Source organism: Enterobacter sp. kpr-6 (genome assembly GCF_900116015.1).
Classification (GTDB): domain Bacteria; phylum Pseudomonadota; class Gammaproteobacteria; order Enterobacterales; family Enterobacteriaceae; genus Enterobacter_D.
Window position 1 is genome coordinate 135,478 of record NZ_FOYH01000009.1, and the last position, 13,444, is coordinate 148,921.

Sequence of the window (13,444 nt, forward strand, 5' to 3'; positions counted from 1 at the left end):
GGTGAGGGGAAATCAGTCCTCATCAAACCCGGCGTTAAACAGCGCAATCACCGCGGCCAGGGCTTCTTCTTCCTGCGGGCCGGTGGCTTCGATCTCAATCTGACGGCCTTTGGCGGAGTCCAGCATCAGCAGGGCGATCACGCTGTTCGCTTCCGCCTCGGTGCCTTCGTCGTTTCGCAGCAGCACTTCCGCATCAAAGCCCTGCATCAGCTCAAACAGTTTCATCGCCGGGCGCGCGTGCATGCCCAGCTTATTGGTGATTTCAACAGTTTGTTTTACGGTCATGTTTTGCGTTTTTCCAGCGTACGATGGCGGGACTGCACATTTTTGCCCCGGGAGCGGAAGTAATCCGCCAGTTGCTCAGCCACGTACACAGAACGATGTTTACCGCCGGTACAGCCAATCGCCACGGTCAGATAACTGCGGTTATTGGTTTCCAGCATCGGTAACCACAGCTCAAGGTAGCTGCGCGTCTGATAGATAAAATTGTGCACTTCAGTATGACGATCAAGAAACGCCGCAACGGGCTTATCAAGGCCGGTCATCGGGCGTAATTTGGGGTCCCAGTGCGGGTTCGGCAAAAAGCGCACGTCAAAAACATAATCCGCATCAATCGGGATGCCGTGCTTAAAGCCAAACGATTCAAACACCATCGTCAGCTCGCGTTCGCGCTTACCTAATAGACGCGTGCGCAGCATTTCTGCCAGCTCGTGAACCGACATTTCGGAGGTATCGACGATCAGATCGGCACGCGAACGCAGCGGTTCCAGCAGGTCGCTCTCCTGATCGATGGCACTTTCCAGCGACAGATTTTTACTGGAAAGAGGGTGCAAACGGCGCGTATCGCTGTAGCGGCGGATCAGCGTATTGCGATCGGCATCCAGGAACAGCAACTGAGGGGAGAACGCATCCGGCAGATTGTTCATCGCCTGTTCAAAAATCTCAGGTGATTCAGGCATGTTACGCACATCGATGCTGACTGCCGCAGAAATCTGGCGGTCAGCAAGCGAGCGCGCCAGTTCAGGCAGTAACACGACCGGCAGGTTATCGACACAGTAAAAACCCATGTCTTCCAGCGCTCGCAGGGCGACCGATTTCCCCGACCCCGAACGACCACTGACGATCATCAGTACCATGTACCGTTTCTCCTCAGGACAACAAACATGAAGGCGATTTCCGGGTTATGCATCATCCTGGCTGCCTTCTGTTTCCGTGATGATTTGGTAGAGTTCTTCATCGCTTTGCGCGCTGCGCAGACGGCGACAAATGGTTTTATCCGCCAGACGACGCGCCACCAGCGAAAGCGTGTGCAGATGGGTCTTCGTCTGATTAGCTGGCACCAGCAGCGCAAACAGCAGATCAACGGGCTGATTGTCGATGGCGTCGAACGCAATCGGCGTTTCAAGCTGCACAAAGACGCCTACCGCTCGCAGGGTATCTTCTTCCAGCTTGCCGTGAGGAATAGCGATACCGTTGCCGATACCGGTACTGCCCATTTTTTCACGGGTCAGAATCGCTTCAAACACCACCTGTGGCGGCAAACCTAACTGTTTAGCGGCCAGTTCACTGATGATTTCCAGCGCACGTTTCTTGCTCTGGCAGTGGACGGCGCTGCGGGTACATTCCTGGTTAAGGACATTGCTCAACTGAAGAGCGGAATCGTTGTTCATCATAATTTCACCTAAGCGCTAACTGTACAAATGGCCCGTTGTGTTCCACAACAGGCCGTCCTGCACCCGTTAACCGCCCGGACAATTAGTGTTGTTTTAGTTTATCTTTATGTTTAGTGAGCTGCCGGGAAAGTTTATCAATTAAACCATCGATGGCGGCATACATATCCTGCCCATCCGCACTGGCGTGGATTTCTCCGCCGTTGACATGCAGGGTGGCGTCGGCAACATGCGTCACCTTTTCCACCTTCAACACAATGTAGACCTGATTGATCCTTTCAAAAAATTGCTCCAGCTTGGCAAATTTGGTGTTTAAAAATTCACGCAATGCTTCGGTAATTTCGACGTTGTGCCCTGTGATATTGAGCTGCATAGTGTCTTCCTTATCGGTTGGGTCAAACCAGTTGTTTACGCTGGTTAGACGGCGGAATGGATAAAGACTCTCGATACTTCGCAACGGTACGGCGAGCCACCATGATACCCTGGTCGGACAGCAGGGTGGTTAGCTTACTGTCACTCAGTGGTTTCGCAGGGTTTTCTGCGGCTATCAATTTCTTCACCAGCGCGCGGATTGCCGTGGACGAGGCTTCGCCGCCGCCCTCGGTATTCACATGGCTGGAGAAGAAATATTTAAGCTCAAAAATGCCCCTGGGGCTGTGCAGATACTTCTGGGTGGTAACACGTGAAATGGTCGATTCGTGCATTTCGACGGCCTGAGCGATATCCGCCAGCACCATCGGCTTCATAAATTCTTCGCCTTTATCGAAAAAGGCCTGCTGCTGCTCAACGATACAGCGGCTGACGCGCAGCAGTGTGTCGTTACGGCTTTCAAGGCTTTTAATCAGCCACTTCGCATCCTGCAAATTACTGCGGATGAACTGGGTGTCGGCATCGTTACGCGAGCCGGTACACATAGAAGCATAGTGCTGATTGATTTGCAGGCGCGGAATGCTGTCGGAGTTCAGCTCAACCGTCCAGCGGCCATGATGCTTACGCACCAGCACGTCAGGAATAACGTATTCGGGTTCGCCTGTCTGGATCGACTGACCCGGACGCGGATCCAGAGACTGAATCAGGTTAACGGCTTCTTTCAGCACGTCTTCTTTTAAACGCGTAACGCGCATCAAAGAGCGGAAGTCATGGTTTGCCAGCAAATCCAGATGATCGCTGATGATTAACTGGGCTTCTTCGCGCCACGGCAGATCTTTGGCGAATTGAGAGAGCTGGATCAGCAGGCAGTCGCGCAGATCTTTTGCCGCAACGCCGACGGGATCGAAACGCTGTACGCGCTTGAGCACGGCTTCCACTTCATCCAGGCCGATCTCTTCGTCGCCCATGCTTTCAAGAATATCTTCCAGCGAGACGGTGAGATAACCGGTTTCATCGACTGCATCGACGATCGAGGTTGCGATGGCGCGGTCGGTGTCGGAAAACGGGGTCAGTTCCACCTGCCACATCAGGTAATCCTGTAGCGACTGGGTGGTTTCGCCCTGATAGACGGGAAGTTCATCGTCCTGATAATCGACGCCGTTACCGGAAGGGGTGCCAGCGGTGTAGATTTCGTCCCAACTGGCATCAAGCGGCAGTTCTTCGGGCATATCTTTCTGCTCAAGGGCGTCGACGGAATCCAGCGTTTCGGTGTCCTGCGCCTGCTGCGCGTCGATTTCTTCATGAAGATCGGTTTGTTCCAGCAACGGATTACTCTCCAGCGCCTGCTGAAGTTCCTGCTGAAGTTCCAACGTAGACAATTGCAGCAAACGGATCGCTTGTTGCAATTGTGGCGTCATGGCGAGCTGTTGGCTCAGCCGTAGTTGCAAACCTTGCTTCATATTCAGAGCAGTTTTCTCCGTAAGACCCTAATTTTCTCTACCCTATCAGAGTCTGAAGTCTTCCCCAAGATATACGCGCTTAACATGTTCGTCTTCAAGGATTTGCTGCGGTGTACCGTGCGCAATTAAATGCCCCTGGCTAACGATATAGGCGCGTTCGCACACCGCCAGCGTTTCGCGCACGTTATGGTCGGTGATGAGCACCCCAAGGCCGCTATCGCGCAGGTGTTCGATAATGCGCTTGATGTCGATAACGGAAATCGGGTCAACGCCCGCAAAGGGTTCATCGAGCAAAATAAATTTTGGATTGGCGGCCAGCGCACGGGCGATTTCTACACGGCGACGTTCACCGCCGGAGAGCGCCTGGCCGAGGCTGTCGCGCAGATGCTCAATGTGGAACTCTTCCATCAGCTCATTGGCGCGGTCTTCACGCTGCTGGCTGCTGAGATCGTCACGGATTTGCAGGACGGCCATCAGGTTATCAAATACGCTCAGACGACGGAAAATAGAGGCTTCCTGCGGCAAATAACCAATGCCACGACGCGCACGCGCATGCAGCGGCAGCAGGCTGATATCTTCGTCATCAATAATGATGTTACCCGCGTCGCGCGAGACAATACCGACCACCATGTAAAAAGTGGTGGTTTTACCCGCACCGTTAGGGCCAAGCAGACCCACAATCTCGCCGGAGTTGACGGTCAGACTCACATCTTCCACCACGCGGCGGCCTTTGTAGGCTTTAGCGAGATTTTTTGCAGTTAAAGTTGCCATAACGAATCAGTTACTCTTTTTTTGTGCCGGAGCGGGGGTCTTGTTTTTGTCCTGCAACTGCGAAGGCACCAGAACGGTCGTCACGCGCTTGCCTTTCTCGCTGTAGGCCTGCATTTTTTGCTCTTTTACCAGATAGGTGATCTTGTCACCCTTGATGTTGCTGTCGAGCTGTTCCAGGAAAGCGTCGCCGGTCAGTACCACAAAATCGTTTTGCAGTTCGTAATGCAACTGCGAGGCATGGCCCTGTACCGGTTTGCCGCTGTCCTGCATCTGGTAGAAGGTGGCGGGCTTACCAAAGCCATCAATCACTTCTTTACCTTCCTGACCGCCAGGACGGGTCACGACGACTTTGTCGGCATTAATCTTGATCGTCCCCTGGGTCACCACGACGTTGCCGGTGAAGGTCACCACGTTGCCCTGCATATCCAGCGATTGCTGGTCGGACTCAATGTGGATCGGCTGATCGGTATCACCCGTCAAAGCAAGCGCGGGAAGGCTGGCGGCCAGAAGGGTGCTGGCAAGCACAAGTTTAAGGCTGAGTTTGTTTGTTTTGAATTTCATATGAGGATCTAACCTTTTCAATCAGCTCTGCGTTTTTGCTGCGTAAGTTGCCGCGCATTTTTAGGCCGCTGGAATTAAATGTCGTACCGTATAACGTGACCAGATCGTTTGACGTCACATCCTGCGTGATCAGGTTAATCTGGGCGTTATCCGTCGTAATTTTTCGCAGTTGAGAGTCTGCTGTCAGGGCATTAACCTCAACGTGCCCATAAAGATAAAGCATCCGGTCATCGGTCAGCTTGGCTTTGTCCGATTTAATTGACCACGTCGGGACTTTATCTTTATCAAACGTTGTCAGTACGGGCTGTGTGAACCATGACAACGCCTCTTCGGAGAAATACTCCACGTGCTGCGCGATAAGGCGGTAATTCAGCGCTCCTTCCGGACTGTAAACGACCGTATCGGTGTGCTCGCTGCGGTAAGTCGGCTCATTGTTGTTAACGACGACCTGCTCAGTGTCATCTCTGTCTGCAAGGTTAACGCCAATCAGCACGAGTATCGCCAGCGACAGCAGAATGATAACCCAACGTCTGGTTTTACTCATATCGATTGCCCTATGGCCTCTTCAAGTTTGCCCTGCGCCAGTAGCAGCAGGTCGCAGACTTCACGAACGGCCCCACGACCGCCGTTAATATAAGTGACGTAATCGGCACGCGGGATAAGCATTGGATGTGCGTCTGCCACGGCGACACTCAGTCCGACATCCGCCATCACCGGCCAGTCAATCAGGTCGTCACCAATATAAGCGACTTCCTCCGCTGAGACGGCAAGATTTGCCAGTACTTCTTTAAAAGCAATGCGTTTATCGGACTGGCCCTGGTACAGATGGGTAATGCCCAGCGTCGCGCATCGGTCTTCTAACAGTTTAGCCTTACGCCCGGTAATAATGGCAACCTCAATTCCCGAGGTCAGCGCACAACGAATGCCATAACCATCGCGGACGTTGAACGCTTTCAGCTCTTCGCCATTGTTGCCCATAAAAATTAATCCGTCCGACATCACACCATCGACATCGAGGATCAGCAGGCGAATTTTTTCCGCCTTTGCCATGACTTGCGTACTGACCGGCCCGTAGCAGGTTGTCAGTGACGCACCAGCATTACTCATTCTCTTATCCTTATTACACTACGCCTGCGCGCAGGAGATCATGCATATGTACCACACCCAGCAACTGGTCGCCATCGGCAACCATAACCACCGTAATATGCCGGGACTGCATCAAATTCAGCGCCTCGACCGCCAGCGTTCCCGAGCGGACGCGAACCCCGCCCGGCGTCATAACATCCGCAATGTCGAGGCTGCGGACATCGGCACCCATATCAAATACACGACGTAAATCCCCGTCGGTAAAGATGCCTTCAATTTTCATCAGATCATCGCAAATGACCGTCATACCGAGATTTTTGCGTGTAATTTCCAGCAACGCGTCGCGTAGAGAGGCTTCTTTGCTGACGTGCGGGATCTCATCCCCGGTATGCATGATGTCATTCACGCGCAACAGCAGTTTACGGCCCAGCGCACCACCCGGATGGGAGAGCGCAAAATCTTCGGCCGTAAAACCGCGGGCTTTCAGCAGCGCAACGGCAAGGGCATCGCCCATCACCAGCGCGGCGGTGGTGCTGGAAGTGGGAGCCAGTCCCAGCGGGCACGCTTCACGCGGTACTTTAACGCATAAATGAATATCCGCCGCCCGCGCCATACTGCTTTCAGGCCGACTGGTGACACAGATAAGTGGGACCTGAAGGCGCTTTAACACCGGGATCAGCGCCAGAATCTCGTTGGATTCGCCGGAGTTCGACAGGGCAATCACGATATCCTGTGGGCTTACCATACCGAGATCGCCGTGCGCGGCTTCGCCCGGATGCACAAAGAACGACGGGGTGCCGGTACTGGCAAAGGTCGCGGCCATTTTTCTGCCGATATGACCTGACTTGCCCATTCCCATCACCACGATTTTCCCGGTGCAATAAAATAACTTCTCACAGGCTTCGTTGAAATCCTGATTGATGTACTGGTCGAGATGAGCCAGGCCTTCACGTTCAATTTCCAGCACATCTTTGCCTGCTTGCTGAAAGTCAAAGCCCGGCGGCAAATCTATCTGCGACATATGCAATTCCGATTAACCAGTGAAAAACGGCGATAGCCAGTACAGCATCGCCATCCAGATGAAAAACCCGCTTATCAACAGCAGCCCCGCGCCTTTACCCGTTTCACGTTTACGCCGCCAGCACAGGAGGGCGAAAATCACGCTGACCACCAGCATCACACCATAATCGCGGGTAAAGGCCAGTGGATTAAACGCTCCCGGCGCAATCAGCGCGGGCAGGCCAAGAACGAAGGCAATGTTAAAGATGTTTGAACCGATAATGTTGCCGATGGCGATGTCATCTTCGCCTTTTCGCGTACCGGCAATGGCGGTCGCCAGTTCCGGCAGGCTGGTGCCAATCGCGATGACGGTCAGCCCAATGGTCAGTTCACTCATCTCAAAGAAATTCGCCAGCACCGTGGCGTTATCCACCACCATGCGGGTGGCCATCGGCATAATAATCAGCGCCACGCCAAGCCATAAAAAAGCGACCGACAAACTGCCTTCCCTGGGAAGTTCAGCCAGTTGTTCGCGGGTCAGGCTATCATTACCCTGACGTTCAGCCAGGCGGGCGATTTTAACAATGAACAGCAGCCACATCACCGCCAGCAGCAATAAAAAGAGGCCGTCCAGACGGGTTAACTCGCCGTCATACAGCACGCTGCCTGCCAGCAGGCTCACAATTAACATTAGCGGCAATTCACGGCGCAGAATATCAGAATGCACGGTAAATGGATGAAGCAGGGCGGCAAGACCAAGGATCAGCAGAATGTTAACAATGTTGGATCCGATCGCCGTCCCGATAGCGAGATCGATCTGCCCATGCATGGAGGCGGCGGCGGAGACAATGATTTCCGGCAGGGAAGTGCCGATACTCACCACCGTCATGCCAATGATCAGCGGCGGGATCCCCAGACTGCGACAGAGAATAGACGCGGCAAACACCAGACGATCGGCACTGTAGACCACCAAAAGTAAACCAATTATTAACAGCGCCGTGGCTAAAAGCATCTAAAGTCCTTTCTTCAGGTATAATCGCCAGTCCGCGTGAAGGATCGTTTCAGATCCTATGGGCGCAGCGAGCCTATGATTTTGACTTTATGCGGCTTAAAAGTAAAACAAATGCCAGCTTTCGCTAACTCAAGCAGGTAATATTCTGTAAAAATATTGGGTTTGTGGCGCAGACACGCGCCATGCTTACACCTGATAAGGCTAAAAGGATGAGTGAATGAGCCAGAATGTGGCGAATTTAGTCGATGTTCGCGGCGTCAGCTTCTCCCGTGGCAGCCGGAGTATTTTTGATAATATTTCACTAACGGTGCCGCGCGGTAAGATCACCGCGATCATGGGGCCGTCAGGGATTGGCAAGACAACCTTGCTTCGTCTGATTGGCGGTCAAATCCCGCCGGATTCTGGTGAAATCCTGTTCGATGGCGAAAACGTGCCGGAAATGTCCCGTTCACGGCTCTATACCGTGCGTAAAAGAATGAGCATGTTGTTCCAGTCGGGCGCGCTGTTTACAGACATGAATGTGTTTGAAAACGTGGCTTATCCGCTACGTGAGCATACACACCTGCCCGCACCGCTGCTGAAAAGTACGGTGATGATGAAGCTGGAAGCGGTGGGTTTACGTGGGGCGGCTAAACTGATGCCGTCGGAACTCTCTGGCGGTATGGCGCGGCGTGCGGCCCTGGCGCGGGCGATCGCGCTGGAACCTGACTTGATCATGTTTGATGAGCCTTTCGTCGGGCAGGATCCCATCACCATGGGTGTGCTGGTGAAGCTCATTTCAGAACTGAACAGCGCGCTGGGCGTCACATGCATTGTGGTTTCGCATGACGTACCGGAAGTGCTGAGTATCGCGGATTACGCGTATATCGTGGCGGATAAAAAAATTGTCGCCCATGGTAGCGCGCAGGGATTACAGGAAAATTCAGACCTCAGAGTGCGTCAGTTCCTTGATGGCATTGCTGATGGCCCGGTTCCTTTCCGTTATCCCGCTGGCGACTATCTTCACGATTTATTAGGAACAGGGAGTTAAGCCACTCATGCTGTTAAATGCACTGGCATCGCTTGGACATCGTGGGATCAAAACGATCGCCACGTTTGGGCGCGCCGGGTTGATGTTATTCAATGCGCTGGTCGGTAAACCCGAGTTTCGCAAGCACGCGCCATTGCTGGTTCGCCAGCTTTATAACGTGGGCGTGCTGTCGATGCTGATCATCATTGTGTCCGGTGTGTTCATCGGTATGGTGCTGGGGTTGCAAGGATATCTGGTGCTCACCACCTACAGCGCGGAAACGGGTCTCGGTATGCTGGTGGCGCTTTCGCTGCTGCGCGAGCTGGGGCCGGTGGTGGCCGCGCTGTTGTTTGCCGGACGGGCAGGGTCGGCGCTGACGGCTGAAATCGGCCTGATGCGCGCGACTGAACAACTTTCCAGTATGGAAATGATGGCTGTCGATCCGCTGCGTCGGGTTATTTCACCGCGCTTCTGGGCGGGCGTCATCTCTTTGCCGCTGTTAACGGTCATCTTTGTGGCGGTGGGGATCTGGGGCGGCTCGCTGGTTGGTGTTAACTGGAAAGGCATTGATGCAGGCTTCTTCTGGACGGCGATGCAAAATGCCGTCGACTGGCGCAGGGATCTTGTGAACTGTCTGATTAAGAGTGTGGTGTTCGCCGTGTCGGTAACATGGATTGCCTTATTTAATGGCTACGATGCGATTCCGACTTCAGCAGGGATTAGCCGGGCAACTACACGTACCGTTGTGCATTCATCGCTGACCGTATTGGGTCTTGATTTTGTGCTCACCGCACTGATGTTTGGGAATTGAGTTCATGCAAACGAAAAAGAGTGAAATCTGGGTTGGTATCTTTTTGCTGGTGGCGATGCTGGCAGCGCTGTTTATTTGCCTGAAGGCGGCTGATGTTGCGTCGATGCGCAGTGAGCCGACGTACCGTATCTATGCCACCTTCGATAATATCGGTGGCCTGAAAGCACATTCGCCGGTGCGTATCGGCGGTGTGGTGGTTGGGCGCGTAGCGGATATTTCCCTCGATCAGAAAACCTATTTACCCCGCGTGGCGCTGGATATCGAAGAGCGCTATAACCAGATCCCGGATACCAGCTCGCTGGCGATCCGCACGTCTGGTCTGTTAGGTGAGCAATATCTGGCGCTGAACGTCGGTTTTGACGACCCGGAGCTGGGAACCTCTATGCTTAAAGAAGGCAGCACGCTTCAGGACACCAAGTCCGCGATTGTGCTTGAAGACCTGATCGGACAATTCCTTTACAACAGTAAAGGTGGCGACAATAAGAGTTCTGACGATGCGGCAGCACCAGCGTCTGCTAATACTGAAACGACATCGCCTGCTGGCCAGACGAATCCTTGAGGAGAATTAACGCATGTTCAAACGACTTTTGATGGTAGCTATGCTGGTCATTGCGCCACTGAGTGCTGCGATGGCGGCAGACCAGACTAACCCTTACGTACAGATGCAGGAAGCGGCGAAAAAAACCTTCGATCGCCTTAAGAATGAGCAGCCGAAAATCCGTTCTAACCCGGATTATCTGCGTGACATTGTCGATCAGGAACTGCTGCCTTATGTGCAGGTGAAATACGCCGGTGCGCTGGTACTGGGTCGCTACTACAAAGAAGCAACGCCTGCGCAGCGCGAGGCTTACTTTGCGGCGTTCCGCGAATATCTGAAACAGGCTTACGGCCAGGCGCTGGCAATGTACAACGGTCAGAGCTACCAGATTGCCCCGGAAAAACCGCTGGGCGATGCGTCAATCGTTCCGATTCGCGTGACCATCATCGATCCGAACGGCCGCCCGCCGGTACGCCTGGACTTCCAGTGGCGTAAGAATACCCAGTCAGGTAACTGGCAGGCTTATGACATGATTGCTGAAGGTGTCAGCATGATCACCACCAAACAAAACGAATGGAGCGATCTGCTGCGTACAAAAGGCGTTGACGGCCTGACGGCGCAACTGAAATCCATCTCTGCGCAGAAAATCACGCTGCAAGAGAAGAAATAATGACGCAGCAGCTAACGTGGACGCGTGAAGGCGAGCGCCTCTCCCTGCAGGGTGAACTGGATCAGGATGTGCTTAATCCGCTTTGGGAATCACGCGTTCAGGCGATGCAGGGTGTGAGCGTAATCGACCTTTCCGCGCTGTCACGGGTTGATACCGCAGGCGTCGCGTTGCTGGTACATTTAATTGCAGAGGCAGGTCAGCAAGGCCAGTCTGTGACGCTTGCAGGGGTCAGCGACAAAGTAGTGACCCTGGCGCAGCTCTATAATTTGCCCGCCAACGCATTGCCACACTAATATTTTCAGTACGTTACTAACCAAAGCCTCGCATGATTTCATAGCGAGGCTTTTTGTTATTTCAGACAGCGCCACTTTCCACTAAGATGTTGGACTGTTTTCATTATCAGACAATAGTAGAGCCCATGGAAAATCATGAAATTCAGAACGTGCTGGTAAATGCACTTTCTCTCCAGGAAGCCCACGTCACAGGCGATGGCAGTCACTTTCAGGTTATCGCTGTGGGTGAAGTGTTTGACGGCATGAGCCGGGTCAAGAAGCAGCAAGCTGTCTATGGCCCGCTGATGGAATACATTGCGGATAACCGCATCCACGCCGTCTCGATCAAAGCCTTTACGCCCGCAGAGTGGGCGCGCGATCGTAAACTCAACGGTTTTTGAGCTGCCGGTGATCCACCGACAGTACTTATGAATTCTTAACAGAGATCAGATTAATGGATAAGTTTCGTGTACAGGGGCCAACCCGGCTTCAGGGCGAGGTGACAATTTCCGGCGCAAAAAATGCGGCCCTGCCGATCCTTTTTGCCGCCCTGCTGGCAGAAGAGCCTGTCGAAATTCGTAACGTTCCGAAGCTGAAAGATATTGATACCACCATGAAGTTACTCAGCCAGTTGGGTACCAAAGTGGATCGCAATGGTTCCGTGTGGATCGACGCGAGCGACGTTAATATTTTCTGTGCACCGTATGAGCTGGTAAAAACCATGCGTGCCTCTATCTGGGCGCTTGGCCCGCTGGTGGCGCGTTTTGGTCAGGGACAGGTTTCGCTGCCGGGCGGTTGCGCCATTGGCGCGCGTCCGGTCGATCTGCACATTGCCGGTCTTGAGCAGCTTGGTGCACAGATCAAACTGGAAGAGGGTTACGTGAAAGCCTCTGTCGATGGACGCCTGAAAGGGGCGCACATCGTCATGGATAAAGTCAGCGTGGGCGCAACCGTGACCATCATGTCCGCGGCAACGCTGGCGACCGGTACCACCATTATTGAAAACGCCGCCCGTGAGCCGGAAATCGTCGATACGGCGAACTTCCTGAATACGCTGGGCGCGAAAATCACCGGCATGGGTACGGATAAAATCACCATCGAAGGCGTTGAACGTCTGGGTGGCGGTGTGTACAGCGTCCTGCCCGATCGTATCGAAACCGGGACTTTCCTGGTCGCTGCGGCCATTTCCGGCGGGAAAATCGTCTGCCGCAATGCGCAGCCAGATACCCTGGACGCCGTGCTGGCGAAGCTGCGTGAAGCTGGCGCGGATATTGAAGTGGGTGAAGACTGGATCAGTCTCGACATGCACGGCAAGCGTCCGAAAGCAGTCAACGTGCGTACCGCACCGCATCCGGCTTTCCCGACCGATATGCAGGCGCAGTTTACTCTGCTGAACCTGGTAGCCGAAGGGACTGGCGTGATTATCGAAACGATCTTTGAAAATCGCTTCATGCACATCCCGGAACTGATCCGTATGGGCGCGCATGCAGAAATCGAGAGCAATACCGCGATTTGCCACGGCGTTGAGACGCTGTCTGGCGCGCAGGTAATGGCGACCGATTTGCGTGCATCTGCAAGCCTGGTGCTGGCGGGTTGTATTGCTGAAGGCACAACCATTGTCGATCGTATTTACCATATCGATCGTGGCTACGAGCGTATCGAAGATAAACTGCGTGCGCTGGGTGCCAATATTGAGCGTGTAAAAGGCGAGTAATATCTTGCTGATTCGGCAGCCCCCTGTCGCAATGACAAGGGGGTTGCTGCTCTGATGCCAGTGCAGCGTTGCAGGGGACTACTTCTGTTTCGGCTGACGGATCATGCTTGAACGGTCGATAAACTCATGGGTGACCGGATCGTGGTAACGTGACGGCCAGATAATCCATGGATCGGTGTCCAGCGCTTTCGCGATGATCAACTCTCCTTTAGGCCATGAGCGCGTTAAGGCATTCGCAAGCGTTGATGAGCTTAATCCATTCTTGCGCGATTCTGCCGCCAGCGATGTCCCTCTTTTACGCAGTCCGGCAATGATATCGGCAGAGTGCCAGTCGATAAACTTACGTTCCATCATTCCTCCCTGTAGTGAAGTGCGCAGAACGCCATCTGAAATGACGCTGCGTGACCACTATACTACGTCAGAAGTGTTGTTCTAAAAAGTTCCTGTAAGTGAAGGCTAAATTAAGAATTCATTAATATCTTCTTGCAGATATACAGGAATT

At 53.5% G+C, this 13,444-nt stretch carries 19 protein-coding genes; 7 read left to right on the forward strand and 12 right to left on the reverse strand.

The window, feature by feature from the left end; all coding sequences use genetic code 11:
• Positions 1-12: 12 nt before the first annotated feature.
• The 11 genes from npr to BM373_RS18325 form a co-directional block, all read right to left on the reverse strand.
• A complete protein-coding gene (gene npr, locus BM373_RS18275; RefSeq protein WP_047058971.1) occupies positions 13-285 on the reverse strand; it encodes a PTS phosphocarrier protein NPr in 273 nt (90 codons plus the stop codon).
• The gene (rapZ, locus tag BM373_RS18280) at positions 282-1,136 is read right to left on the reverse strand and encodes an RNase adapter RapZ (RefSeq protein ID WP_090464699.1); all 855 of its coding nucleotides are present in this window, start codon (positions 1,134-1,136) and stop codon (positions 282-284) included. The genes npr and rapZ overlap by 4 nt, the downstream gene beginning before the upstream one ends.
• Before the next feature lie 45 nt (positions 1,137-1,181).
• The gene (ptsN, locus tag BM373_RS18285; RefSeq protein ID WP_090464702.1) at positions 1,182-1,673 is read right to left on the reverse strand and encodes a PTS IIA-like nitrogen regulatory protein PtsN; all 492 of its coding nucleotides are present in this window, start codon (positions 1,671-1,673) and stop codon (positions 1,182-1,184) included.
• Between the two features lie 82 nt (positions 1,674-1,755).
• On the reverse strand, positions 1,756-2,043 hold the full coding sequence (gene hpf / locus BM373_RS18290) for a ribosome hibernation promoting factor (protein ID WP_090464705.1): 288 nt from the start codon (positions 2,041-2,043) through the stop codon (positions 1,756-1,758).
• A 22-nt stretch (positions 2,044-2,065) separates the two neighbouring features.
• The gene (rpoN, locus tag BM373_RS18295; RefSeq protein WP_090464708.1) at positions 2,066-3,499 is read right to left on the reverse strand and encodes an RNA polymerase factor sigma-54; all 1,434 of its coding nucleotides are present in this window, start codon (positions 3,497-3,499) and stop codon (positions 2,066-2,068) included.
• A gap of 45 nt (positions 3,500-3,544) precedes the next feature.
• The gene (lptB, locus tag BM373_RS18300; RefSeq protein ID WP_090464711.1) at positions 3,545-4,270 is read right to left on the reverse strand and encodes an LPS export ABC transporter ATP-binding protein; all 726 of its coding nucleotides are present in this window, start codon (positions 4,268-4,270) and stop codon (positions 3,545-3,547) included.
• A gap of 6 nt (positions 4,271-4,276) precedes the next feature.
• Positions 4,277-4,831, reverse strand: coding sequence for a lipopolysaccharide ABC transporter substrate-binding protein LptA (gene lptA, locus BM373_RS18305; protein ID WP_090464713.1), 555 nt, complete (start codon positions 4,829-4,831; stop codon positions 4,277-4,279).
• A complete protein-coding gene (gene lptC / locus BM373_RS18310) occupies positions 4,800-5,375 on the reverse strand; it encodes an LPS export ABC transporter periplasmic protein LptC (protein ID WP_090464716.1) in 576 nt (191 codons plus the stop codon). Before lptC ends, lptA begins: the two co-directional genes overlap by 32 nt.
• Positions 5,372-5,938, reverse strand: a complete 567-nt coding sequence (gene kdsC, locus BM373_RS18315; RefSeq protein WP_090464719.1) for a 3-deoxy-manno-octulosonate-8-phosphatase KdsC — start codon at positions 5,936-5,938, stop codon at positions 5,372-5,374. Before kdsC ends, lptC begins: the two co-directional genes overlap by 4 nt.
• A 13-nt stretch (positions 5,939-5,951) precedes the next feature.
• Positions 5,952-6,938 carry an arabinose-5-phosphate isomerase KdsD gene (gene kdsD / locus BM373_RS18320; RefSeq protein WP_090464722.1) on the reverse strand — a complete coding sequence of 329 codons (987 nt, stop codon included), beginning with the start codon at positions 6,936-6,938 and terminating at the stop codon, positions 5,952-5,954.
• Between the two features lie 12 nt (positions 6,939-6,950).
• A complete protein-coding gene (locus tag BM373_RS18325) occupies positions 6,951-7,928 on the reverse strand; it encodes a calcium/sodium antiporter (RefSeq protein ID WP_090464725.1) in 978 nt (325 codons plus the stop codon).
• 217 nt (positions 7,929-8,145) lie between these two features.
• Between BM373_RS18325 and mlaF the strand changes: the two genes are divergently transcribed.
• The 7 genes from mlaF (at position 8,146) to murA (ending at position 12,942) form a co-directional block, all read left to right on the forward strand.
• Positions 8,146-8,958, forward strand: a complete 813-nt coding sequence (gene mlaF / locus BM373_RS18330; RefSeq protein ID WP_090464728.1) for a phospholipid ABC transporter ATP-binding protein MlaF — start codon at positions 8,146-8,148, stop codon at positions 8,956-8,958.
• 7 nt (positions 8,959-8,965) lie between these two features.
• Positions 8,966-9,748, forward strand: coding sequence for a lipid asymmetry maintenance ABC transporter permease subunit MlaE (gene mlaE / locus BM373_RS18335; protein ID WP_090464732.1), 783 nt, complete (start codon positions 8,966-8,968; stop codon positions 9,746-9,748).
• A gap of 4 nt (positions 9,749-9,752) precedes the next feature.
• Positions 9,753-10,307, forward strand: a complete 555-nt coding sequence (gene mlaD, locus BM373_RS18340) for an outer membrane lipid asymmetry maintenance protein MlaD (RefSeq protein ID WP_090464735.1) — start codon at positions 9,753-9,755, stop codon at positions 10,305-10,307.
• Positions 10,308-10,320: 13 nt separating this feature from the next.
• A complete protein-coding gene (gene mlaC / locus BM373_RS18345) occupies positions 10,321-10,956 on the forward strand; it encodes a phospholipid-binding protein MlaC (protein WP_090464738.1) in 636 nt (211 codons plus the stop codon).
• A complete protein-coding gene (mlaB, locus tag BM373_RS18350) occupies positions 10,956-11,249 on the forward strand; it encodes a lipid asymmetry maintenance protein MlaB (RefSeq protein ID WP_090464741.1) in 294 nt (97 codons plus the stop codon). The genes mlaC and mlaB overlap by 1 nt, the downstream gene beginning before the upstream one ends.
• Positions 11,250-11,374: 125 nt before the next feature.
• The gene (gene ibaG / locus BM373_RS18355) at positions 11,375-11,629 is read left to right on the forward strand and encodes a BolA family iron metabolism protein IbaG (protein ID WP_143102680.1); all 255 of its coding nucleotides are present in this window, start codon (positions 11,375-11,377) and stop codon (positions 11,627-11,629) included.
• 53 nt (positions 11,630-11,682) lie between these two features.
• Positions 11,683-12,942, forward strand: a complete 1,260-nt coding sequence (murA, locus tag BM373_RS18360; protein ID WP_090464746.1) for a UDP-N-acetylglucosamine 1-carboxyvinyltransferase — start codon at positions 11,683-11,685, stop codon at positions 12,940-12,942.
• Between the two features lie 78 nt (positions 12,943-13,020).
• Here the strand turns inward: murA and sfsB are convergent, their stop codons facing one another.
• Positions 13,021-13,293: a DNA-binding transcriptional regulator SfsB gene (gene sfsB, locus BM373_RS18365; protein ID WP_090464749.1), complete on the reverse strand. Its 273-nt coding sequence runs from the start codon at positions 13,291-13,293 to the stop codon at positions 13,021-13,023.
• Between the last annotated feature and the right edge of the window lie 151 nt (positions 13,294-13,444).